The 20,433-nt window shown below is 65.0% G+C and carries 25 protein-coding genes and 1 pseudogene; 18 read left to right on the top strand and 8 right to left on the bottom strand.

The annotated features are described in order from the left end of the window. Positions 1–20 precede the first annotated feature (20 nt). Together thiD and AB7F41_RS03495 are read left to right on the top strand one after the other, a co-directional pair. Positions 21–824, top strand: a complete 804-nt coding sequence (thiD, locus tag AB7F41_RS03500) for a bifunctional hydroxymethylpyrimidine kinase/phosphomethylpyrimidine kinase (protein WP_428381606.1) — start codon at positions 21–23, stop codon at positions 822–824. Positions 825–997: 173 nt separating this feature from the next. After that, positions 998–1,354 carry an endonuclease domain-containing protein gene (locus AB7F41_RS03495; protein ID WP_428381604.1) on the top strand — a complete coding sequence of 119 codons (357 nt, stop codon included), beginning with the start codon at positions 998–1,000 and terminating at the stop codon, positions 1,352–1,354. 86 nt (positions 1,355–1,440) lie between these two features. Here the strand turns inward: AB7F41_RS03495 and AB7F41_RS03490 are convergent, their stop codons facing one another. Further along, positions 1,441–1,890, bottom strand: a complete 450-nt coding sequence (locus AB7F41_RS03490) for a GatB/YqeY domain-containing protein (protein ID WP_428381603.1) — start codon at positions 1,888–1,890, stop codon at positions 1,441–1,443. A gap of 185 nt (positions 1,891–2,075) precedes the next feature. Here AB7F41_RS03490 and carA point away from each other — a divergent pair, with 185 nt between their 5' ends. Both carA and AB7F41_RS03480 read left to right on the top strand, forming a co-directional pair. Further along, a complete protein-coding gene (gene carA, locus AB7F41_RS03485) occupies positions 2,076–3,266 on the top strand; it encodes a glutamine-hydrolyzing carbamoyl-phosphate synthase small subunit (RefSeq protein WP_428381601.1) in 1,191 nt (396 codons plus the stop codon). Continuing rightward, positions 3,263–3,652 carry a hypothetical protein gene (locus tag AB7F41_RS03480; protein ID WP_428381599.1) on the top strand — a complete coding sequence of 130 codons (390 nt, stop codon included), beginning with the start codon at positions 3,263–3,265 and terminating at the stop codon, positions 3,650–3,652. The genes carA and AB7F41_RS03480 overlap by 4 nt, the downstream gene beginning before the upstream one ends. Positions 3,653–3,729: 77 nt before the next feature. Here the strand turns inward: AB7F41_RS03480 and AB7F41_RS03475 are convergent, their stop codons facing one another. Beyond that, on the bottom strand, positions 3,730–4,365 hold the full coding sequence (locus AB7F41_RS03475; protein ID WP_428381597.1) for a hypothetical protein: 636 nt from the start codon (positions 4,363–4,365) through the stop codon (positions 3,730–3,732). A gap of 85 nt (positions 4,366–4,450) precedes the next feature. On the opposite strand from AB7F41_RS03475, the gene AB7F41_RS03470 reads away from it, so the two are divergent. The 3 genes from AB7F41_RS03470 to AB7F41_RS03460 are packed head-to-tail and all read left to right on the top strand — an operon-like array spanning position 4,451 to position 6,136. Then, complete coding sequence (locus AB7F41_RS03470; protein ID WP_428381595.1) at positions 4,451–5,020, top strand: DUF2975 domain-containing protein; 570 nt, start codon at positions 4,451–4,453, stop codon at positions 5,018–5,020. Beyond that, positions 5,020–5,238 carry a helix-turn-helix domain-containing protein gene (locus AB7F41_RS03465; protein ID WP_428381593.1) on the top strand — a complete coding sequence of 73 codons (219 nt, stop codon included), beginning with the start codon at positions 5,020–5,022 and terminating at the stop codon, positions 5,236–5,238. Before AB7F41_RS03470 ends, AB7F41_RS03465 begins: the two co-directional genes overlap by 1 nt. Positions 5,239–5,254: 16 nt before the next feature. Beyond that, positions 5,255–6,136: a hypothetical protein gene (locus AB7F41_RS03460; protein WP_428381591.1), complete on the top strand. Its 882-nt coding sequence runs from the start codon at positions 5,255–5,257 to the stop codon at positions 6,134–6,136. A 7-nt stretch (positions 6,137–6,143) separates the two neighbouring features. Here the strand turns inward: AB7F41_RS03460 and AB7F41_RS03455 are convergent, their stop codons facing one another. Next, positions 6,144–6,932 (bottom strand): GyrI-like domain-containing protein, encoded by a 789-nt coding sequence (locus AB7F41_RS03455; RefSeq protein WP_428381589.1) that lies wholly within the window; start codon positions 6,930–6,932, stop codon positions 6,144–6,146. A 141-nt stretch (positions 6,933–7,073) separates the two neighbouring features. Between AB7F41_RS03455 and dapF the strand changes: the two genes are divergently transcribed. Both dapF and AB7F41_RS03445 read left to right on the top strand, forming a co-directional pair. After that, positions 7,074–7,937, top strand: a complete 864-nt coding sequence (dapF, locus tag AB7F41_RS03450; protein WP_428381587.1) for a diaminopimelate epimerase — start codon at positions 7,074–7,076, stop codon at positions 7,935–7,937. Continuing rightward, entirely contained in the window at positions 7,934–9,112 is a 1,179-nt protein-coding gene (locus tag AB7F41_RS03445) for a MiaB/RimO family radical SAM methylthiotransferase (RefSeq protein WP_428381585.1), read from the top strand. Before dapF ends, AB7F41_RS03445 begins: the two co-directional genes overlap by 4 nt. Here AB7F41_RS03445 and AB7F41_RS03440 read toward each other — a convergent pair. Together AB7F41_RS03440 and AB7F41_RS03435 are read right to left on the bottom strand one after the other, a co-directional pair. After that, on the bottom strand, positions 9,093–10,301 hold the full coding sequence (locus AB7F41_RS03440) for a PQQ-dependent sugar dehydrogenase (RefSeq protein ID WP_428381583.1): 1,209 nt from the start codon (positions 10,299–10,301) through the stop codon (positions 9,093–9,095). The two genes, AB7F41_RS03445 and AB7F41_RS03440, sit on opposite strands and share 20 nt — an antisense overlap. 61 nt (positions 10,302–10,362) lie before the next feature. Further along, positions 10,363–10,746 (bottom strand): PRC-barrel domain-containing protein, encoded by a 384-nt coding sequence (locus AB7F41_RS03435; protein WP_428381581.1) that lies wholly within the window; start codon positions 10,744–10,746, stop codon positions 10,363–10,365. Positions 10,747–11,077: 331 nt separating this feature from the next. Between AB7F41_RS03435 and AB7F41_RS03430 the strand changes: the two genes are divergently transcribed. Beyond that, on the top strand, positions 11,078–11,767 hold the full coding sequence (locus AB7F41_RS03430) for a TerC family protein (protein ID WP_428381579.1): 690 nt from the start codon (positions 11,078–11,080) through the stop codon (positions 11,765–11,767). 3 nt (positions 11,768–11,770) lie between these two features. On the opposite strand, the gene AB7F41_RS03425 is transcribed toward AB7F41_RS03430, so the two are convergent. Together AB7F41_RS03425 and rpsU are read right to left on the bottom strand one after the other, a co-directional pair. Then, the gene (locus AB7F41_RS03425) at positions 11,771–12,637 is read right to left on the bottom strand and encodes a tetratricopeptide repeat protein (RefSeq protein ID WP_428381577.1); all 867 of its coding nucleotides are present in this window, start codon (positions 12,635–12,637) and stop codon (positions 11,771–11,773) included. 117 nt (positions 12,638–12,754) lie between these two features. After that, positions 12,755–12,973: pseudogene (gene rpsU, locus AB7F41_RS03420) on the bottom strand (30S ribosomal protein S21); the annotation flags it as partial. A gap of 283 nt (positions 12,974–13,256) precedes the next feature. Here rpsU and AB7F41_RS03415 point away from each other — a divergent pair. The 5 genes from AB7F41_RS03415 to AB7F41_RS03395 all read left to right on the top strand — a co-directional run bounded on the left by AB7F41_RS03415 (position 13,257) and on the right by AB7F41_RS03395 (position 17,162). Continuing rightward, positions 13,257–13,436: a hypothetical protein gene (locus tag AB7F41_RS03415; RefSeq protein ID WP_428381575.1), complete on the top strand. Its 180-nt coding sequence runs from the start codon at positions 13,257–13,259 to the stop codon at positions 13,434–13,436. Continuing rightward, entirely contained in the window at positions 13,406–14,218 is an 813-nt protein-coding gene (locus AB7F41_RS03410) for a metal ABC transporter ATP-binding protein (protein WP_428381573.1), read from the top strand. The genes AB7F41_RS03415 and AB7F41_RS03410 overlap by 31 nt, the downstream gene beginning before the upstream one ends. Beyond that, the gene (locus AB7F41_RS03405; protein ID WP_428381571.1) at positions 14,208–15,077 is read left to right on the top strand and encodes a metal ABC transporter permease; all 870 of its coding nucleotides are present in this window, start codon (positions 14,208–14,210) and stop codon (positions 15,075–15,077) included. Before AB7F41_RS03410 ends, AB7F41_RS03405 begins: the two co-directional genes overlap by 11 nt. A gap of 3 nt (positions 15,078–15,080) precedes the next feature. Beyond that, positions 15,081–15,956, top strand: a complete 876-nt coding sequence (locus AB7F41_RS03400) for a metal ABC transporter substrate-binding protein (RefSeq protein ID WP_428381569.1) — start codon at positions 15,081–15,083, stop codon at positions 15,954–15,956. Between the two features lie 93 nt (positions 15,957–16,049). Then, a complete protein-coding gene (locus tag AB7F41_RS03395; RefSeq protein WP_428381567.1) occupies positions 16,050–17,162 on the top strand; it encodes a CobW family GTP-binding protein in 1,113 nt (370 codons plus the stop codon). Between the two features lie 11 nt (positions 17,163–17,173). Here AB7F41_RS03395 and AB7F41_RS03390 read toward each other — a convergent pair whose 3' ends face one another. Further along, entirely contained in the window at positions 17,174–17,701 is a 528-nt protein-coding gene (locus tag AB7F41_RS03390; protein WP_428381565.1) for a DUF6101 family protein, read from the bottom strand. Positions 17,702–17,921: 220 nt separating this feature from the next. Here AB7F41_RS03390 and AB7F41_RS03385 point away from each other — a divergent pair, with 220 nt between their 5' ends. The 3 genes from AB7F41_RS03385 to AB7F41_RS03375 all read left to right on the top strand — a co-directional run. Next, on the top strand, positions 17,922–18,740 hold the full coding sequence (locus tag AB7F41_RS03385) for a 3'(2'),5'-bisphosphate nucleotidase CysQ (RefSeq protein ID WP_428406441.1): 819 nt from the start codon (positions 17,922–17,924) through the stop codon (positions 18,738–18,740). Next, on the top strand, positions 18,737–18,997 hold the full coding sequence (locus AB7F41_RS03380) for a DUF4170 domain-containing protein (RefSeq protein WP_428381561.1): 261 nt from the start codon (positions 18,737–18,739) through the stop codon (positions 18,995–18,997). The genes AB7F41_RS03385 and AB7F41_RS03380 overlap by 4 nt, the downstream gene beginning before the upstream one ends. Positions 18,998–19,115: 118 nt before the next feature. Further along, the coding region (locus AB7F41_RS03375; RefSeq protein ID WP_428406440.1) for a 3-deoxy-D-manno-octulosonic acid transferase at positions 19,116–20,433 on the top strand (1,318 nt) is incomplete at its 3' end.

Genomic DNA, 20,433 nt, shown 5'->3' with positions numbered 1-20,433 from the left:
CGCCGCGCTAATTTATCGGGATGACGCGTATCCCCCGCCTGCTGTCCATCGCCGGCTCCGATCCGTCCGGCGGCGCCGGCGTTCAGGCGGATCTGAAAACCTTTTCCGCCTTCGGCTGTTACGGCATGGCGGCGATCACGGCGCTGACCGCGCAGAACACGCGCGGCGTCACAGCCGCCTATCCCGTCGAGCCGGATATCGTCGCGGCGCAGATCGAGGCCGTGCTGTCAGACATTGCTCCCGACGCGATCAAGATCGGCATGCTGGCGACGCCCGATATCGCTCGAGCGGTCGCGGAGACTCTGGCGCGCTGCGAACCGCGTGATATCGTGCTCGATCCGGTTCTGGTTCCTACGCAGGGGGTCAGCCTCGCCGCGTCTGGGCTGGAGACGGCGGTCGTCACGACCCTGATGCCCATGGCGCGTCTCGTGACGCCGAACCTCCATGAGGCGAGCGCGCTGACGCAAACGCCCCTCGCGAGAGGCGCCGATGAGATGGCGGCGCAGGCGCGGCGTCTCTGCGAAGCCGGCGCGCACGCCGTCCTGGTCACGGGCGGCGATCTCGAGGGCGCGCCGATCGACATCCTCTTCGCAGATGGCGAGCGGCGCATGTTCAGCGGGCGGCGCATTCCGACGCGCCATACGCATGGAACGGGCTGCGCCCTGTCCACGGCCATCGCCTGCGAACTCGCCAAGGGCGCGCCGCTGATCGACGCGATCGCGGCGGCGAAAGTCTGGCTGGAAGGCGCGCTCGAAGCCGGCGACACGTTGCGCCTCGGCGAGGGCCGCGGCCCGCCGCATCATTTTTATGCGCTGTGGCGTTGAGCCCCCTCTCCAGTCCTCCCCCGCTTCGCGGGAGAGGGAGCAGATTGCGCGCTTTCTCTATACGCGTGATTATTCGGTTGGCCAGATAGAATTGGTGAAAGGCGCAGCGGCGCCGCTCCCCTTCTCCCGCTTCAGCGGGGGAAGGTGGCGCGAAGCGCCGGAAGGGGGCCAAGATGCGGCAGACACGCATCATGACGGAACGCGCCCGACATTTGCGACGCGAGCCGACCGACGCAGAACGCAAACTTTGGCAGGCGTTGCGGACGCATCGTTTGGCGGGCCTGTCTTTTCGCCGTCAGGCGCCCTGCGGACCCTTCATCGCCGACTTCTTCTGCGCCGAGGCGCGGCTCGTTGTGGAGGTCGACGGCGCGACCCATTCGAGCGATGAAGAAGTCACCCACGACAGGCGAAGGGACGCTTGGTTCGCCGCGAAAGGCTATCGTGTCCTTCGAGTGACGAACGAGGACGTGTATCGTCATCTCGATGGCGTGTACGAGACCATTCTTGCTTGGGCCGAAGGCGGAAAATAGCGAAGCGCCCCCTCCCCAGCCCTCCCCCGCTTCGCGGGAGAGGGGGCAGATTGCGCGCTTCCTCGAGTCCGCTACTTGCCGGACTTCTACCCCGACAGCGCCGCCTTCACCGCCGCGCTGGCTTTGCCGAAATCCATGCGGCCCGTGTATTTCGCCTTCAGCGCGGCGACGACTTTGCCCATGTCCTTGATCGAGGTGGCGCCGATCTCGGCGATCGCGGCTTTGACCGCCTCGGCGACTTCGGCTTCAGACAGCTGCTGCGGCAGATAGGCGGAAATGACAGCGATCTCGCCCTTTTCCTTGTCCGCGAGATCCGTGCGCCCGGCCTTTTCGTATATTTCCACGGACTCCTGCCGGCTTTTGATCATTTTCTGCAAAAGCGCGAGCACGTCGTCTTCGCCGAGCGTCTTGCCCGCGCCGCGCGCCTCGATGTCCTTGTCCTTCAGCGCGGCGTTGATGAGCCGCAGCGCGTCGACCTTGGCGCGCTCGCCCGCCTTCATCGCCGCCTTCAGGTCCGCCGCTATCTTCTCGCGCATGTTGTGTCCTTGGGGGTTTCCATTTCTGGCGCGGATGGATTACATCCACAGCCAGCCGCGCCCTGCCCGCGCTTATCGCGGACATTCACGCAGCCCCGCCGCCGTGGATGGCCGGATCGGATCCGGCCATGACGCGCGGCGAAAGCGCTGTCAAGCCAGCGGCGCGCCAGAGCGCTGAGATCCTTATGACCTTTAATCAAGATAACGGCTGGAAGAAACCCATCCACACCGGCGTGCTGATCCTCGCCAGCGGCGAGGCGATCGAGGGCTATGGACTGGGCGCCGTCGGCGAAGCGGTCGGCGAAGTCTGCTTCAACACCGCCATGACCGGCTATCAGGAAATCCTCACCGACCCGTCCTACGCCGCGCAGATCGTCACCTTCACCTTTCCGCACATCGGCAATGTCGGGACGAATGAAGAGGACGTCGAGACCGTCGATCTCGACAAGAGCGCCGGCGCGGTGGGCGCCATCTTCGGCGCGCCGGCCACCGACCCTTCGAATTTCCGGGCCCAGAAACCGCTCGCCGACTGGCTCGCCTCGCGCGGCGTCATCGGGCTCTGCGGCGTCGACACCCGCGCCCTCACGACGCTCATTCGCGAGCGCGGCATGCAGAACGCCGTGATCGCCCATGCGCCGGATGGCCGCTTCGATATTGCGGAGCTGAAGGCCAAGGCGGCCGCCTGGCCGGGCGTCGACGGCATGGACCTCGTGCCGAGCGTCGGCTCGAAGCAGCGCTACGACTGGCGCGAGACGACCTGGCGGCTTGGCGGCGGCTATGGCGCGCGCAACGGCGCCCCCAAATATCGCGTGGTGGCGATCGACTATGGCGTGAAGCGCAACATCCTGCGGCTTTTGGCGCAACAGGAATGCGAGGTGATGGTCGCGCCCGCCACCGCGACGAGCCAGGAGATCCTGGCGCTCAAACCCGACGGCGTCTTCCTCTCGAACGGGCCGGGCGATCCGGCCGAGACCGGCAAATACGCCGCGCCGGTGATCCGCGAGCTGCTCGACGCCAAGGTCCCCACCTTCGGCATATGCCTCGGCCATCAGATGATGGCGCTGGCGGTCGGCGCGAAGACCAAGAAAATGCCGCAGGGCCATCACGGCGCCAATCATCCGGTCAAGGATTTCACGACCGGCAAGGTCGAGATCGTGTCGATGAATCACGGTTTCGCGGTCGATCGCGACAGCCTGCCGGCAAATGCGGTCGAGACTCATCGGTCGCTGTTCGACGGCTCGAATTGCGGCATCGCGCTCACCGACCGCCCGGCGTTTTCGGTGCAGCACCATCCCGAGGCGTCGCCCGGCCCGCAGGACAGCCATTATCTGTTCAGGCGTTTCGTCGAGATGATGGAGAAGGCGAAGGCGGCGTGACGACGGCCGCCGCCACGGCGTTCTTCGTTGCGCTTGTTCTCGTCGCTCTGCTCATTCAAGATCTGCCTTGGTTTCGCGCGCCGATCCGCTCGGCGCTCGGCGAAGTGCGCGGTCACAAGGCTCAAGGCGGCGAAACCGGCGACACCTATCGCATGATCATCGAATTCGCCGATGAAACGGGTCACGATCACATCTTCATCGATGGGATGCATCACAACATGCCGTGGCTTCCCAAAGATGCGATCGTCGAAGTCTTCTATCCGGCGGGCAGACCCGACTTGGCGCGGTCGCAAACGCCAACTCAGCGCAGACGCCTCTATCTGTCTCTTGTGCTACTCCCATCGCTCTGGGCCCAGTTGCAGCCGGCTTTGCGCCCGCCTGGCTGAAATCTGTTTTCGATAGGTGACGCGCCTGGACCGCAAGGGTTCCGGCTCGCAGACACGGCGGTAAGCGCACGCTCCGATCACCGCGCGATCGACAGCGGTTCGGCTGTGTTCGCGAATTTCTCGCAGCGCGGCACGAGTTCATCGAGTGGCTTTTCCTTCGTCGCCGCCTCGCGCATGTCGAGATTTTTGACCACCGTGAGATAGGCGCCAGAAGGCTGCGTCCGCAAAAAGGTCGTCGTCAGCAGCGGACCTTCTGGGAAGTCGCCGCGCCGGCAGGCGTCGGCGCCGACGCCGAAGGAGCCATGCGTCGTACCGGGATTGCGGGCCTTCTCTTCGAGAAACTCCTTTTGACGCGCGCGGATCGCCGCATAATCGGCCGGATTGACGCGATAGGCGTAAATGCGCGTTCCTTCCTTCTTCTCGCCGGAAAGCGGCGCGACGTCTTCTGGCGCGGTGGTTTCCTTGAGCGCGAAGGTCATCTCATGCTTCGCCTTCTCCTCGCCATCGCGCCACCAGCCGATTTTCAACGTCACGCCGCCTCTCTGCGGTTCGAAACTTTCAGGCAGGCGCACCGCCGCGCGCAGGGCGGACGGATCGACCGTAGCGGCGTCGAAATTGCGCAACGCCCACATGGTCGAGACCGGCACATGGCTGCAGGCGGCGAACGCCATGACCGGCGCCAAGGCCGACAGACGATGAATAATGCGCGACATAGAACGCCTCATGTCTAACTAATAGTTTTTAATGTTTGACATTAAATATTTCTTGTGTCAACGTAAGCGACACAAGGAGACCGCCATGACCGACTTCCCTGCCCTTTCCTTTGACGACCGCCGCCTCGATTCGCTCCGCCGCCGTATCGGCTGGCTCTGCCAGACGCTGCGCTTCGCGCTCGTCGACTATTGCCTCTGGACGTTCGTCACCATCGCGACGTTCTGGAGCGACGAGACCCGGGTCGTCTCGCGATTTGCGTCGCTCAAGGTCGATGTCGAAAGCATGTCCGCTTTTCAACGCCTTGCCGCCTTCGGCCTCAGTTTCGTAATCTGGTCCCTTCTCGTCGCCGCCTGCTACGCTGGTTGGAGACTTTTTTCGGGCTATCTCGAGGGGCGTATCTTCACGCCCGACGCTGCGGGATGGCTACGTTCGCTCGCGCTAATGGGCCTCATCGCCTCCCTCGTCGATATCGCCGCACGACCGCTGACGTCGCTGATTCTCACCGCACATAAGGCGGCGGGCGCGCATATGATTTCGGTCTATTTGCGACCCGAGGATCTTTCGACGCTCATGCTTCTCGCGACGCTTCTCGCGCTCGCCCAGATCCAGAAGAAGGCGGCCGACATTGCCGACGAACATTCGCAGATCGTCTGATGCCGATCATCGTCAACCTCGACGTGATGCTGGCGAAGCGCAAAATGCGATCGCGCGATCTCGCGCAGCAGATCGGAATCGCCGAGCAGAATGTGAGCCTTTTGAAATCCGGCAAGGTGAAGGGCGTGCGCTTCGACACTCTCGAAAAGATCTGCGAAATTCTCCAATGTCAGCCGGGCGATATTCTCGAATATCGGCCGGACGATAAATCTGCATAACAAAGCGCGAGAGACCATGCCGCGCATTGTGGCCAACACCTGGGGTTTTGGGCTTGCGTTCATCGCTGCGGCCGCATTGACTCTGGCCCTGCGGCCAGAGCTTCGCCTCGCCGCCCGCGTCGCCTGGAACGATCCGCGCCTGCTTCCTGCTCTCGCGGATGATACGCGCATCCATTACGAACCCGAGGCGATCGCCTGCGCCGAAGCCGTGGCCGATCTGGCGCCGCGCGCCGTCGCGCGGATCGAGTCCGCGCACGGACGCCCCTTCGCCCAACCCCCAGTGGTCGGCGTCTACGCCTCCTTCGAGAATTACGCGCGCGCCAACGCCATGGGCGATCCCGGCATCGCCGCCGTAACGCGCGCCGGCGCGGCGCTCCTGTCTCCCACTCTCTGCGGGAAGGAGCGCGATCGTCTCGAAGGCGTCCTCACGCATGAATTGTCACATGTGCATCTCTCGGGCTGGCGACCGCTGGGCGCGCCGCGCCCGCCACAATGGTTCACGGAAGGGCTTGCGGTGATGGCCTCGAACGGCGGCGGCGCCGAAGGCGTCAGCGAAGACGAAGCGGCGCAGGCGATCCGCGACGGCTATCGCGTCGTGCTCGACGGGCGGCGATGGATCGACTTCGCGGCGCTTGGCTTCGAACGCGAACCGCCGCGCGATCCGAAAAAGGACGCCCTCACCCAGCGCCAGCGGCTCGCCTACCGGCAAGCCGGCATGTTCGTCGGCTGGCTGCGCAAGCGCGACCACGACGCGTTCATGAGCCTGCTGCGCGCGCTCGAAGCCGGCCAGGCCTTCAACATCTCATTCGAGGCCGCATTCGGCGCGGCCCCGCAGCAGCTCTGGCGACGCTTCGTCTCCGATCTGTCGCCGCAACCGCGCCCGGACGCGCGCGGCTAGCCAGCCGTCACTTCAGAAACACATAGATGTCGACGTCGACGGTCGAATCGTCGCCCTTAAAATCGGTGAGATATTCCTCGACGATGAGATCCTTGGCGTCGATGCCCTTCTCGTCGAGGTAGGCGGCGATCGCTTCATAGGTCGATTCGATCTCGTCATAGGCGTCGCGATGCTGGAATTTGAGCGCCTTGCCGGCGGGCGACGCGCCGATCACGACGCCCTCGGGCAGTTTGGGCTTGCCTTCCGGCGCCGCAGCGATCGGCGCCATCGCCTCGAAGAAGAAGCCTGTGTCGTCGGTCTTGGTGAAAACGGCGATCGGGCGGCCATTGGGCGTCAGTCCGGACGTTCGGACGGCGTCGTTCAGCTTGGCGAGCGCCTCGCTGATCGTCTTCGTCGCGTCCTCCCACTTGCCCTGTCCTTTGAGCACGGCGGCGGGTCGGGCCTCGACGGTGACGGTCTGGCTCATCACGGCCTGCGCCGCTTCGTCATGGACGGTTGGCGGGGTCGCCTCGCCCGGCTTGGCGGGGTCAGCGGGACTGGCGTCTGTGGGATTGGCCTCGGCGGGTGTCGCCTCGCTCGACTGGGCGTCGGCGGTCTCGCCGGGTTTGCTCTGGGGCGCGGCGTTCGGCGGCGCAGCCGTTTCCTGCGGAGCGGATTTTTCCGCGTCCTCGACGCCTCCGCCCGGAATCAGCGCGCGTTCGGAGTAAATCGCGGCGACCGCGACAAGAACAGTAACGATCGCCAGCGGGCGCCAATAGCGCCGCAGGCTTTCCAATAAGCCCGGTTCGTCTTCCATCGTCGAGCGTCCCTAAACGGCCATCCTGGCCTTTTCGCACGCAAATGCGACGCGCATCCGGCGGGAGCCCGCAGTGGCGCTTCGGCGCAGCCTTCTCTATATACGAGCGCGTCTCCCGGAGAACAGGCGAAAAGCTGCCCCATGGCGCATCCGCTCGACCATCTTCCCATTCTGCGCATGAATGGCGCGGGGAACGAGATTCTCATTCTCGATTTGCGCCGGAGCGCGCATGAGCTCGCGCCGCAGGAAGCGCGCGCCATCGCCAGCGCGCCGGGCCTGCGTTTCGACCAGCTGATGACTCTCTACAGGCCGCATCAGGCGGGCCATGACGCATTCATGCGCATCTATAATATCGATGGCTCGCTGTCCGCCGCCTGCGGCAATGGCACGCGCTGCGTGGCCTATGCGCTGGCGCGCGAGGGCAAGCACGCGCTGCAATTGGAGACCGACGCCGGCTGCATCGAGACCCGCCGCGAGGCGGATACGGTCTTCACCGTCGACATGGGCCGACCGCGTTTGGGCTGGCGCGACATTCCGCTCGCCCGCGCGGTTGAGGATACGCGCGAGGTTGCGCTCGATCCGCCCGTCGCCGGCGCGCCGGCGCGCTTTTCCGCGGTGAGCATGGGCAATCCGCATGCGGTGTTCTTCGTCGACGACGCGGCGCGGATCGAACTCGAGACTCTCGGCCCGCGCATCGAACGCCATCCGCTGTTTCCAGAACGCGCCAATGTCTCGTTCGCGCAAATGCTTTCGCGCGACGACATCCTGCTGCGCGTCTGGGAGCGCGGGACCGGCGCCACCAAGGCGTGCGGCTCAGCCGCATGCGCGACGCTCGTCGCCGCCGCGCGCGCCGGGATTGGCGCGCGCGCCGCGCGTCTGCGCCTGCCGGGCGGCGATCTCCAGATCGAATGGCGCGCCGATGATCACGTGCTGATGACCGGGCCGGTCGAATTCGAATTCGAAACCGCGCTCGATCCCCGGATCTTCCAGGGCGTCGCCGCGTGAACGCGCCGCTGCGCACCGCCGAGATCGTGAGTTTCGGCTGCCGGCTCAACGCGGTTGAATCGCAGGAGCTCGCCAAAGCGCACGCCAGCGCGCGCGAAACGATCGTCGTCAACACCTGCGCCGTCACCGGCGAGGCGACGCGGCAAGCGCGTCAGGCGATCCGCCGCCTGCATCGTGAGCGGCCCGAGGCCGAAATCGTCGTTGGCGGCTGCGCGGCGCGACTCGACCCGCAAGGCTTCGCGAAGATCGACGGCGTCACGCGCGTTCTCGCGGAACATGCGCCAAACCGCGCGCTGACGAGCGTCGAGGGCACGCGCGGACTGCTCGCCGTCCAGAACGGCTGCAATCATCGCTGCACCTTCTGCATCATTCCCTTCGGGCGCGGCGCCGCGCGCTCGGCGTCGCCGCACGAGGTTCTTGCGCAAGCCCGCGCGCTCGTCGCCAGCGGCAAGAAGGAGATCGTGCTGACCGGCGTCGATCTCACGAGCTATGGCGTCGATCTTGGCGACGCCTGGACGCTTGGACGTCTCGTGCGCCAGTTGCTGCGCCAACTTCCAGAGCTCGAACGCCTGCGTCTCTCATCCGTCGATTGCATCGAGATCGACGACGATCTGATCGCCGCTTGCGCGGAAGACTCGCGACTCTGTCCGCATCTTCATCTGTCGCTGCAGTCCGGCGACGATGTGATTCTGAAGCGGATGAAGCGTCGTCACGCGCGCGCGGACGCGATCAGGCTGTGCAGCGCGCTGCGCAACGCCCGGCCCGACATCGTCTTCGGCGCCGACTTCATCGTCGGCTTTCCGACCGAAACCGAAGAGATGTTCGCGGCGACGCTCGATCTCGTCGACGCCTGCGGACTCACGCATCTTCACGTCTTTCCGTTTTCGGCGCGTCCGGGAACGCCGGCGGCGCGCATGCCGCAGGTCGCGCCACAGATCGCGAAGGCGCGCGCGGCGCGATTGCGTGAAAAGGGCGACGAAGCTCTGCGACGTCATCTCGACGCGCAGACCGGCCGAACGCTGCGGCTGTTGACCGAGCGCGGGGACACCGCGCGCGCCGCCGATTTCACGCTGGCGCGCACGCCGGGCGTCGAGGCGGGTCTGATGATCGATGCGCTGTGCACAGGCCACGACGGCCGCGCGCTGACGACGCGCGTCACGGCTCCCGATAAGTGATCCGGTAGATCGCGCCATTCTTGTCGTCGGTGACGAGCAGCGAACCGTCGGCAAGCTCCGCAACGTCCGCCGGCCGCCCAAGATAGGCTTCGTCGCCAACGTTCCAGCCTTCGGCGAACGGCAGGCTCTCGGTCGTTCCGGCGGGCGTCATCATCACGCGCGCGCCAATCGGGACGCTGCGGTCCCATGATCCGTGCTGCGCGTAAAACAACGCCCCGCGATATTTGCTCGGGAACATGTCGCCGCGATAGAAGGCGACCCCGAGATCCGCGGCGTGGGGCGCGGTCTCGACGACAGGAAACACGACGTCCTTCGGCGGTTCGACTCCGTCGTACTCCCTGGTGCGCACATGGCCGCCGCCATACCAGGGAAAGCCGAAATTCAATCCGGCCTTGTCGGCGCGATTGATTTCTCCGGGCGGCCGATCGTCGCCCATCGAGTCGACCTGATTGTCCGTGAACCAGAGCGACCCGTCCGTGTCGAAGGTCATGCCGACCGAATTCCGAACGCCCGTCGCGAAGACCTCGCGTCCCGACCCGTCGAGATTCATGCGGATGATCCCGCCGATGCCGGTCTTCTCGTAAAGCGGAAGTTTGTCGCGCGGCGCGACATTGTGGGGCTGTCCAAGCGAAATGTAGAGCTTGTCATCAGGCCCGATGCGGCAGACGCGGGACGTATGGTCGCGGCTCTCCTCGTTGCGCGGAATGAGATCGCCCGCCTTTACGATGACTTTCGCGTTCGCGGCGGCGTCGCGCCAGGCGTTTTCAGCGTCGTCGAATCGCAAGACGCGGTTGCGTTCGACCAGAAAAAGCGCGCCGTCCTTCGAAAAGCAGAGGCCGTGCGGCATCCTGAACGTGATGCCCGTCGGCGCGAAGCGTTCGACCGCAGCCGCCTTCTCCTCGCCGGGCGTTACGACATAGACGCTTTTCTCCGACGTGCCGACGAAAATGGCTTTCCCCTCTCGGCCGACGGCGAGCGTGCGGGCGCCAGGGGCCATCGCATACAGCGAAATCGAGAAGCCTTTCGGCAATTTGATGCGTTTGAGTATGGAGTCGATTTCGGCCGAAGCGCGATTCTGATCGACGGATTGCGCCGCGGCGCCGAAGCTCAGCGCCCAGCATGCGATGAATGCGGCGACAGTCCTGCGCATCGAGTCCGAGCCCTCGATCATCTCGATATGGAGTTGCATTATAGCCTAACAAAAAGGGCGAAGCCGATGGCTCCGCCCTTTCATGGCGATCTCAGTAACGTCACCGCATCGCCGATGGGGTCGCATCATCCCAATAGGGGGCAGTCCCGTAGTTCTTGTTCAGCCGCGTTTCCCAGTCGCGATCCGACCAGTTTTCCTCGCCGGCGTATTCGGGCGCGTTCTGCAACTGCTCTTCCGTCACATCGGCGACATAGCCGCCGATATTGGTGTCGTAATGGAACGACTTCCAGGGAAGCGGATGTTCGCCTTCCCCGATGCCCAGAAAACCGCCAAACGTCATGATGGCGTATCGAACGACGCCGGATACGCGATCAATCATCAGATGGTCGATCTCGCCGATCTTGTCGCCGGACGAATTAAACACACCCGTGCCTTCGACCTTGTCGCTCGAGATAAGGTTGGCGTTTGGCTGCGCCATGCCCATAGTCGCCTCCTGCCGCGCGCGCCGGCCCGACCCGTTGTCGAACATGCCGCGCTGTGTGAAATGAACACCGAGTGAAGCCCGTTGTTCCTAAATCGATAAGAAAAAACGCTGCTCGCAAGCTTAAGGATGTCTTTCTTCTTCCGTGAAATGCCGCTAATCCGGCGCATGGCCGAATAGCGTCAGATGAAAAGCTTCAGATGAAAAGCTTCAGTCTTGGAGCCGCCACAGTCGCCCGCCTTATACGGAGCGGAAGACCGTGTCGGCGGGCTGACGCAACGGCTCCGCTCACCCGAGCACGCATCAATGGGCTTCGCCCGCCAGGTAAACGCGCATGTCATCGGAATTCGCCATCGGCTGGGAAGTCTTCGAGATCATCTGGATCAATCTGCTGCTCTCGGGCGACAATGCGATCCTGATCGCGCTGGCGTGCCGACAGCTGCCGGTGCATCAACGGCGCTGGGGCGTGTTTCTTGGCGCCCTCGGCGGCGTCATTCTGCGCATCGCCTTCACGCTCGTCATCGTTCAGCTCATGGCGATTCCGTTTCTCAAAGTTACGGGCGCCGCTCTGCTCCTGATCATCGCGATCAAACTGCTCATCGACGAGACCGAGCATTCCGACGTCAAGGCGAAGCCAAATCTATGGAGCGCGGTCGGCGCAATCATTATGGCGGACGCGGTGATGTCGCTCGACAATGTGATCGCCATCGCCGCGGCGGCGCGCGGTTCGACTGAGCTTATTGTCTTCGGCCTTCTTGTTTCGGTGCCGATCGTGATGTTCGGCGCTGGCGCGCTGTTGAAGGTGTTGGAGAGGTTTCCCGCGCTAGTGTGGGCGGGCGCAGGCCTTCTCGGATGGGTCGCGGGCGAGATGGCCGCGGCCGACCCTGCCCTGCCGACCTTTGTTCATGTCATGGATTACAGCGCGCTCGAATTTGGGCTTTCGATCGGCGGCGCCGGGCTCGTCCTCGCGGTGGCTCTGGCCATTGCGGTCTACCGACAGTGGCGCGAAGACCAGAGCGTCTAAACGCTAACCGCGTCCCATGCCCTGTTTGGCGATCGGCTGCTGCGGGTCGAGCGTGAGCGCGCGCTGGTAGGATTCCTGCGCCTTCGATCTGTTGCCGCTCTTGTCATAGGCGACTCCGAGCCAGGCCCAGGCGAGCGCGCTCTTGCTGTCGACGTTGAGAGCCGCGTTAAAGTCCTCGACGGCCTTGTCGTATTTGCCGAGCGCAACGAGGCTTTCGCCGCGCGCCAGATAAGGCGCCGCCGCAAAGGGATCGCGATCGATCGCATTATCGAAATCCGTCACCGCGCGCGCATTGTCGCCGCGTCGCTGGTGAATGAGTCCCCGCGCGTGGAACGCTTGCGCGCTCTCGGGATTGATGCGGATGGCCTGGTCGAGGTCCGAGAGCGCCTGGTCGAGATTGTCGTGCGCGCGCAGCAGATTGGCCCGGCCGAGATAGGCCGGCGCATGTTTGGGGTCGGCCTCGATGGCGCGGTCGAAGTCGGCGCGGGCGGCCTCGCTCTGGCCCATTTGACGGAGCGCAAGCGCCCGGTTGGTGTAGGCCGGCGCATTATTCGGCTCGAGTTTGACGGCCTGCGTAAAGTCGCCCACCGCCTCCTGAAACCGCCCGACACGCGCGTATGCGACGCCGCGCGTGTTGTAGGCGCCGGCGCTCGACGGATTGCGCCGAATCACTTCGCTGAGCGAATCAATATTCGCCGAAGCGGATCTGGGATCGGTGTCAGAGATCTCGGCGATGCCGCGCCCCGGCGGGCGGATGCCGCTCGCGGTTTCGCAGCCCGCCAAGGCGAGGATGGCGAGCGCAGCGACGCCGCGCTCCAGGGCCTCGCGCGATAGGGGTGAAGCTCGGCGCCCCGCACGGCAAAAGCCCATGCTTCATCTCCTCCCCAGCGGCAATATGTCGTTCCGGTGTATCTCTATGCGCAAATTCTAAAAAGCGCCCGCAATCCGGCGAGAATTCGACGTCTCAGCCGTTCAGCGCCCGGTCGACTTGGCCTTCACCGGGAGCAGGCCTTCGCGCTGGAGCTTCTTGCGCGCCAGCTTGCGGGCGCGACGGACCGCCTCGGCCTTTTCGCGCGCGCGCTTTTCGGAGGGCTTTTCATAGTGACCGCGCAGTTTCATTTCGCGGAAGATGCCTTCGCGCTGCATCTTCTTTTTCAGAGCCTTGAGCGCCTGATCGACATTGTTGTCGCGAACGAGAACTTGCACGTATCCATCCTGTGTTTGGGGCTCGCTGCGACGTCGCCGTCGGTCAGCAGCCGGAATCGGGAATAGGTCTTCGGGCGCTGACGGAGCGCCTGACCCGTGCGGCAGCAGATAACAGAGTCGCCCTTGACTGTCCACGGCCAATTGGCGCAACGCGCTTGAACTTTGCTGGAACTCTGCTTCGGCCCGGCACTGCGATGCGCCCGCCGGTCGGAGAGCCCCTCCACGGGCGACTTGTTCGGTCTCGCCGTTACAATATAACATTGGCCATGCTATTAGATTGGCGATGTCCGATATGATCACGCAGGAACGCGCCCTGCCCCGTCAGGCGCGCGCCGACGCCTCGAACGCCGACGCTCAAGAGCCGCGGCCCTCGGCGCTCGGCGCCTCGGCCGGCGCCCGGCTGAGCGTCGCGGCGCTGCTTCTCGTTACTCTATGGGCCGCCGCCTATTGGGCGCTGCATTGACGGCGGCCGTCCAGGCGCCGGCGATCCGGCTCGTCAATCTGACCCTCGGCTATGACCGTCGCCCCGCAGTTCATCACCTCGATGGCGAAATCGCGCCTGGCGACGGCCTCGCCGTCTGCGGTCCGAACGGCGCCGGCAAGTCCACGCTGCTCAAGGGACTGGCCGGACTGCTGGCGCCGCTGAGCGGCTGCGTCGATTTCGGCGGCCTGTCGCCGCGCGCGGCGGCCTATCTGCCGCAGGTCGTCGAAGTCGATCGCGCATTTCCGATCAATGTGCGCGACTTCGTCGGCATGGGCGCCCTGGCGCGCATCGGCCTCTTCGGGGCGCTGAACGCGATCGAGCGCGCCCGGGTCGCCGCTGCGATCGAAACGGTCGGGCTCGTCGGCTTCGAGTCGCGAACGCTCGACACGCTGTCCGGCGGACAGATGCAGCGGGCGCTGTTCGCGCGGCTCATTGTTCAGGATCAGCCGATCATTCTTCTCGACGAGCCGTTTGGCGCGATCGATCAGGCGACGATCGACGATCTGCTTGCGCTGATCGCGCGCTGGCGCGCCGAAGGGCGCACCGTCGTCGCCGTTCTGCACGAACTGGACATTGTCCGCCGCGCCTTCCCGCGCACGCTGCTGCTCGCCCGCGACTGCATATTTTGGGGTTACACGCACAGCGCTCTTTGCGAAAAGAATCTCGCCCGCGCCCGCGCCATGTCGGAAGCCTTCGACGAGCGCGCGCGGGATTGTCTCCGCGATGAGTTTGGCGCCGAAGATAAGCTCCATGTTCACTGACGTCTTTGTCACGCCGTTCGCCGAATATGAATTCATGCGACGTGCCCTCGTCGGCTCCCTGGCGCTCGCCCTGTCCGGCGCCCCGCTCGGCGTGTTCCTGATCCTTCGGCGCATGTCGCTCGCCGGCGACGCGCTGTCCCACGCCATCCTGCCCGGCGCCGCCGTCGGCTATCTGGTCGCCGGCCTCTCCTTGCCGGCGATGACCTTTGGCGGTCTTGTCGCCGGCCTCGTCGTCGCGCTCGCCGCTGGCGCGGCCTCGAGATTCACGACGCTGCGCGAGGACGCGTCGCTCGCGGCCTTCTATCTTGTCTCGCTGGCGCTGGGCGTGACGCTGGTGTCGCTGCGCGGCTCGAATGTCGATCTCCTCCACGTGCTGTTTGGCTCGGTCGTCGGCCTCGACGACGCTGCGCTGCTGATGCTGGTCGGCGTCTCGACGCTCACGCTTGTCTTGCTGGCGGTCTTCTACCGGGCGCTGGTGATGGACACGCTCGATCCGCTGTTTCTGCGCCAGACGAGCCCGTTCGGCGAATTCACGCCTTTCCTCTTCCTGGCGCTTGTGGTGCTCAATCTCGTCGCGGGATTCCACGCGCTCGGCACATTGATGGCCGTTGGCGTGATGATGCTCCCCGCCGCCGCGGCGCGGCTGTGGACGCGCGATCTCGCCATCGCCTTGCCGCTCGCCGCGGCGATCGGCGTTCTGTGCTGTTACGGCGGTCTCGTCTTTTCGAACGAGACCAGCGCTCCGACGGGACCCGCCATCATCCTCGCGGCGGGCGTCGTCTATTTCGGCTCGATGATTTTTGGCCGCGCCGGCGGCGTGTTGCGTCTGAAACGACCGCGCCGGCATCTCGAAGGATAGAGCATGCTCACACGCCGCAATGCGCTCGCGCTTTTCCTCGCCGCCGTCGTCACGCCGGCGACGGCTCAGGCAAAGAAAATGCCGGTCGTCGCCAGTTTTTCGATCATCGGCGATTTCGTGCGTCAGGTCGGGGGCGATCGGGTTTCGGTCACGACGATCGTCGGCCCGGACGGCGACGCCCATGTCTATCAGCCCAGTCCCGCCGACGGCCGCCGCATCGCGCAGGCGCGGCTCATCTTCGTCAACGGCCTCGGCTTCGAAGGCTGGCTCGACCGTCTGATCAGATCGGCCAAGAGCAAGGGCGAGGTCGTCACCTTGGGCAAGGGCGTCGCGGCCCGCAACGACGAAGAGGGGCAGGATCCTCACGCCTGGCAGGACGTCGCCAACGCCAAGATCTATGTCCGGGAGATCCGGGACGCGCTGACGGCCGCGGACCCGGAGGGCGCCGAGACCTACAAGGCGAACGCCGACGCCTATCTGGCAAAGCTCGACGCCCTCGACGCCGAGATCCAGCAGGCGATCGCCGCCGTTCCGAAAGAGCGTCGCCGCGTCGTGTCCACACATGACGCCTTCGGCTATTTCGCCGCCCGCTACGGCGTCGAATTCATCGCGCCGCAGGGCGTGTCGACCGAAGCTGAAGTCAGCGCGCGCGACGTCGCGAAAATCATCGATGCGGTAAGAGCGCATAAGGTCGGGGCGGTCTTTATCGAGAACATCGCCGATCCGCGCCTCGCCAGACGGATCGCCAGCGAGACCGGCGCCAAGATGGGCGGCGTGCTCTATTCCGACGCCCTGTCCGACGCAAAAGGCGATGGCGCAACCTATATCGACATGATGCGCCATAATGTAAGAGAATTGGCCAAAGCTTTAGCGCAATGAGAGCGGCGGCGGGTTTGGGCGGTCGCCGTTCGAGCTTCCGGACGTGGCCGCCGAAAGCCGCCTTCCCACTGCCGTTCGCCGCAGGAGTGGAACTTGACCGATAAAATCCCCGTAACCGTGATCACCGGCTATCTCGGCGCCGGCAAGACGACGCTTCTCAACCGCATACTCACCGAGCAGCATGGGCGACGCTACGCCGTCATCGTCAATGAATTCGGCGAAATCGGCATCGACAACGACCTCGTCGTCGGCGCCGACGAAGAAGTCTTCGAGATGAACAACGGCTGCATCTGCTGCACCGTGCGCGGCGATCTGATCCGCATTATCGAAGGGCTGATGCGCCGTCGGGGCAAGTTCGACGCGATCGTCGTCGAGACGACCGGCCTCGCCAATCCCGCGCCCGTCGCGCAGACCTTCTTCATGGACGCCGACGTCAAGGAGTCGGCGCGGCTTGATGCGGTGGTGACGGTCGCCGACGCCAAATGGCTGGGCGAACGGCTCAAGGACGCGCCCGAGGCGAAGAGTCAGATCGCCTTCGCCGACGTGATCGTTCTCAACAAGACCGATCTCGTTTCAGACGACGAACTCGCGGAGGTCGAAGGCCGCATCCGCGCGATCAATCCTTATGCTGCGCTGCATAGAACGGTGAGATCTGACGTGCCCCTGCAGGCGGTCCTGGAGCGCAACGCCTTCGACCTTGATCGGATTCTCGAAATCGAACCGGCGTTCCTCGAAGCCGAGGACGACGGCCACGATCACGACCATGAATGCGGGCCCAATTGCGGCCATGAACATCACGGCCACGAACATCACGGCCATGGCCATGATCACGGCCATGAACATCGCGGCCATGAGGAGCGTCATGCGCCTCACGGCGGGATCAAGCATTTCCACGACGATGAAATGCATTCCATCTCCATTCGCCACGAAGGCGCCGTCGATCCGGAGCGCTTCGTTCCCTGGCTGAACGACCTCATCCAGCGCGAAGGGCCGGACATCCTGCGCAGCAAGGGAATTATCGCCTTCACCAACGAGCCGCGCCGGTTCGTGTTTCAAGGCGTTCATCAGATCCTCGACGGCGACCTGCAGCGGGAATGGAAGGAAAACGAGAAGCGCGAGTCGCGCCTCGTCTTCATCGGCAGGAAGCTGAAGGAGCAGGACATCCGCGAGGGCTTCGAAAAGATCGTTCTCGGCGGGTCCGCATAGCCGGAGACGCGTCACTCATAGCAGACGATCTCCCGTTCTTCGGCGTAGACCATCTTCGTGCGGCTCGGCTCGCCGGCCTTGCGGCGAATGAGAAATCGGGGGCGGCGCTTGCGCACATTGGCGTCGGCGCGCCGGCGCGCAGGCGCGGCGTTGATCTCTTCCCCGCCTTCGAGGGCGCGCAATTCGCCGTCCTCTTCGGTGACGCGGGGCAGTCCAAGCCAAGTCGCCCAATGCCGCCAGTCGGACGCGACGGCGCCGCCGTCCTGGGTTTCGCCAAGGAGAATGTCGAGGTCGGGGTCGCTGTGCGCCAGCGAGAGGACGTAGCGCGGCGATCCATCGTCGGCGGGCTGCACGTCGAGGGCGACGCCACAATAGGCGCTGACGGGCACCGAAATCACCATGGCGACGCCGCTCATGCGACGGGCGATCAGCACATCTTCCCGGGTCATCCGGATGCGGCGGGCGCCGCCGTCGGCGCGCCGATCGCGTTGAACGTAGATGCTGTCCTCGATCCTGCGCGCAATATCGGCCTGAACCATCGATTCGCTCCTTAGGGCTTGAATTTCATCTCGACGCCCATCTTGCCGCAGGCTCCCCGCGAAGGCGCTAAAAAGCTCGGTGAACAGCTCGTAAATCGTTGCTTTTACGTATGGTTTCGGCAGCGAGGGTGAAATCCGCGAAAAGGGATTCGTTCAAATTGTTCCTATTCTGCGCAAAGCGCCGGCTTGCGGCCCGGCGACGGCTCACCTACTCCTCCTGATGATGGCCACACAGGCAGACCTCGCCGTTTTCCTCCCAGAACTCGAAAGCGTCACGCGCAGGGCCGGCGACATCGCCATGGCCTACTTCCGCGCCGGGCAGCGGACGACGGCCGCAGTGTCTTATAAGGGCGGCGGCTCGCCGGTCACCGAGGCGGATTTCGCCGTTGATCGCTTCCTGTTCACGGAGATGGCGCGGATCGCGCCGGGCGCGGCCTGGCTTTCCGAGGAAAGCGCCGACACCGCCGACCGGTTGACGCGCGACGCCCTGATCATCGTCGACCCGATCGATGGAACGCAGGCGTTCTCGCGTGGCGACGCACGTTGGTCGGTCTCCATCGCGCTCGTCGTTCGCGGCCGGCCGGTCGCCGGCGTCATCCACGCGCCGGCGCTGGGCGAGACCTATGTGGGCGCTCGCGGGCTCGGCGCCTTTCTGAACGGCTCCCCGCTTGTCGCGCCGCAGCGCGCCGGGATCGCCGGCGCCGCTCTCGTCGCGCCGCGCGCAATGCAGGACCGGCTGGCGGCCTGTCCGCAGGAATTCGTGATGGCGCCGCGGACGCCCTCTCTGGCGCTTCGCCTTGCCGACATTGCCTCGGGCCGGCATGATATTGTCGTCGCCGCGCCCAATTCACGCGACTGGGACATCGCCGCCGCGGACGTCCTCCTCGCCGAAGCGGGCGCCATGTTGAGCGAGCCAGAGGGGGTTGCGCTCACCTATAACCGCGCTTCGCTCGCCCGCGACATGCTCATCGCGGCTCCGCATTCGCTGTTCGACGAAAGCCTCGCGCTGGCGCGCGAGGTCCTGGAAGGGAAATTATGAACAAGACGACGCAGGCGCCTTCGGCGAAAAAGGAAAAACAGCTGTTGCATCTTGTCTTTGGCGGCGAGCTCGAGACGCTCGACGGCGTGTCGTTCCGGGATCCGAGCAAGCTCGACATCGTCGGCATCTATCCGGACAATGACAGCGCGCTTGCCGCCTGGAAGGCGAAGGCGCAGTCGACCGTGGACAATGCGCACATGCGTTATTTCGTCGTGCACCTGTATCGGCTGCTCGATCCGGACGTGGAGGAGCTATAGCCGCTTCCAAAATTTGCCGGTTTTACAAGGAAAGAATTTCTGTCCGGTCGAATCGACCGCGCGGAGAAGAGCGCAGTCAGATGGCCGCTTCGGACCGGACCCTTGATAGACGGGAACCATGTCGCTCTTGAAATTGTACCGGCTGGCGACGATTGCGGCGACGCCCTTCGCCGGCGCTCTGCTCGAATGGCGCGCACGACTTGGCAAGGAAGACCCCGTACGACTGGCTGAGCGTATGGGCGAATCGCATCGCCCACGCCCGCGCGGACGGCTGGTCTGGCTGCATGGCGCGAGCCTCGGGGAAAGCCTTTCCCTGCTGCCGCTCATCGACCGTTTCGTTCAGCGCGGCCTCAACGTGCTGGTGACGAGCGGCACGGTCTCTTCCGCGCATGTTCTCAGCGCGCGCTTGCCCGCAGGCGCGCTCCATCAATATGCGCCGCTCGACGCGCCCAGATTCGTCGAACGATTCCTCGATCATTGGCGGCCCGACATCGCGGTCTTCGCCGAGTCGGAGCTATGGCCAAACATCGTCGCCGCAGTGCGCGCGCGCGGCGCGCCGCTCGTTCTGGCCAACGCCCGCATTTCGCGCAGATCGGCCGAGCGCTGGCGCGCGATCCCCGGCGCGGCCAAATCCGTCTTCGGCGCCATCGATCTCTGCCTCGCGCAGGATTCGGACAACGCCGCCCGCTTCCTGGCGCTCGGCGCGCGATGCGTGCGCATCGCCGGCAATCTCAAATTTGACGTGCCGCCGCCGCCAGTCGATTCCGCGAAGCTCGCGGAGTTCAACGGCGCGATCGGCGCGCGGCCGGCGTGGGCGGCGGTCTCCACCCATCCCGGCGAAGAGGAGATCGTGCTCGACGCGCATCTCCAAATCGCCGCGCAATCGCCGACGCTGCTGACCATCATCGCGCCGCGCCATTGGGAGCGCGCCGTCGAGATCGTCGAAGCCGCGCGCGCCAGAGGACTGACCGCCGCCTTGCGTTCGCAGGAGAGCGAGCCGCGACGCGACGTCGACGTCTATGTCGTCGACAGCATCGGCGAACTCGGACTCGTTTTCAGAAGCGTGGGGGTGGTCCTGATGGGCAAATCGCTGCTGCCCGGCGGAGGCCAAAATCCCATCGAACCGGCGAAGCTCGGCTGCGCCATTCTCCACGGCCCGCATGTCGAGAACTTCACCGAAGTCTACGGCGAGCTTGCCGCTGCGAAAGCAGCCGCGCGCGTGACCGACGCCGCCTCTGTGGCGCGGGCCGCGCATTATCTGCTCACCGAACCCGCGCGCATGCGCAAGATGGGGCGCGCCGCGGCGGAAACCGTCGAGCGGTTGGGCGGCGCCTCGCGAGGCATCATGTCGGCGGTCGAGCCCTATCTCGCGCAGATGGCCGTCGCTCAGCAAGGAGCGCCGCGTCCGCCACCGACGCGCGCTAGATGCATGCACC

This window comes from Methylocystis sp. (genome assembly GCF_050251305.1).
GTDB lineage: Bacteria > Pseudomonadota > Alphaproteobacteria > Rhizobiales > Beijerinckiaceae > Methylocystis.
Note: the sequence above shows the minus strand (reverse complement) of the source record. Positions and strands in the feature narration are given on the sequence as shown.

Excerpts from the sequence above, each read along its gene's own strand:
- AB7F41_RS03430 (WP_428381579.1), top strand. The coding sequence starts at position 11,078 with ATGTCATCGGAATTCGCCATCGGCTGGGAAGTCTTCGAGATCATCTGG.
- AB7F41_RS03380 (WP_428381561.1), top strand. The coding sequence starts at position 18,737 with ATGAACAAGACGACGCAGGCGCCTTCGGCGAAAAAGGAAAAACAGCTG.
- AB7F41_RS03385 (WP_428406441.1), top strand. The coding sequence starts at position 17,922 with ATGATGGCCACACAGGCAGACCTCGCCGTTTTCCTCCCAGAACTCGAA.
- AB7F41_RS03455 (WP_428381589.1), bottom strand. The coding sequence starts at position 6,932 with ATGGAAGACGAACCGGGCTTATTGGAAAGCCTGCGGCGCTATTGGCGC.
- dapF (WP_428381587.1), top strand. The coding sequence starts at position 7,074 with ATGGCGCATCCGCTCGACCATCTTCCCATTCTGCGCATGAATGGCGCG.
- AB7F41_RS03460 (WP_428381591.1), top strand. The coding sequence starts at position 5,255 with ATGCCGCGCATTGTGGCCAACACCTGGGGTTTTGGGCTTGCGTTCATC.
- AB7F41_RS03490 (WP_428381603.1), bottom strand. The coding sequence starts at position 1,890 with ATGCGCGAGAAGATAGCGGCGGACCTGAAGGCGGCGATGAAGGCGGGC.
- thiD (WP_428381606.1), top strand. The coding sequence starts at position 21 with ATGACGCGTATCCCCCGCCTGCTGTCCATCGCCGGCTCCGATCCGTCC.
- carA (WP_428381601.1), top strand. The coding sequence starts at position 2,076 with ATGACCTTTAATCAAGATAACGGCTGGAAGAAACCCATCCACACCGGC.
- AB7F41_RS03405 (WP_428381571.1), top strand. The coding sequence starts at position 14,208 with ATGTTCACTGACGTCTTTGTCACGCCGTTCGCCGAATATGAATTCATG.
- AB7F41_RS03415 (WP_428381575.1), top strand. The coding sequence starts at position 13,257 with ATGTCCGATATGATCACGCAGGAACGCGCCCTGCCCCGTCAGGCGCGC.
- AB7F41_RS03470 (WP_428381595.1), top strand. The coding sequence starts at position 4,451 with ATGACCGACTTCCCTGCCCTTTCCTTTGACGACCGCCGCCTCGATTCG.
- AB7F41_RS03400 (WP_428381569.1), top strand. The coding sequence starts at position 15,081 with ATGCTCACACGCCGCAATGCGCTCGCGCTTTTCCTCGCCGCCGTCGTC.
- AB7F41_RS03410 (WP_428381573.1), top strand. The coding sequence starts at position 13,406 with ATGGGCCGCCGCCTATTGGGCGCTGCATTGACGGCGGCCGTCCAGGCG.
- AB7F41_RS03440 (WP_428381583.1), bottom strand. The coding sequence starts at position 10,301 with ATGCAACTCCATATCGAGATGATCGAGGGCTCGGACTCGATGCGCAGG.
- AB7F41_RS03495 (WP_428381604.1), top strand. The coding sequence starts at position 998 with ATGCGGCAGACACGCATCATGACGGAACGCGCCCGACATTTGCGACGC.
- AB7F41_RS03435 (WP_428381581.1), bottom strand. The coding sequence starts at position 10,746 with ATGGGCATGGCGCAGCCAAACGCCAACCTTATCTCGAGCGACAAGGTC.
- AB7F41_RS03390 (WP_428381565.1), bottom strand. The coding sequence starts at position 17,701 with ATGGTTCAGGCCGATATTGCGCGCAGGATCGAGGACAGCATCTACGTT.
- AB7F41_RS03465 (WP_428381593.1), top strand. The coding sequence starts at position 5,020 with ATGCCGATCATCGTCAACCTCGACGTGATGCTGGCGAAGCGCAAAATG.
- AB7F41_RS03425 (WP_428381577.1), bottom strand. The coding sequence starts at position 12,637 with ATGGGCTTTTGCCGTGCGGGGCGCCGAGCTTCACCCCTATCGCGCGAG.
- AB7F41_RS03475 (WP_428381597.1), bottom strand. The coding sequence starts at position 4,365 with ATGTCGCGCATTATTCATCGTCTGTCGGCCTTGGCGCCGGTCATGGCG.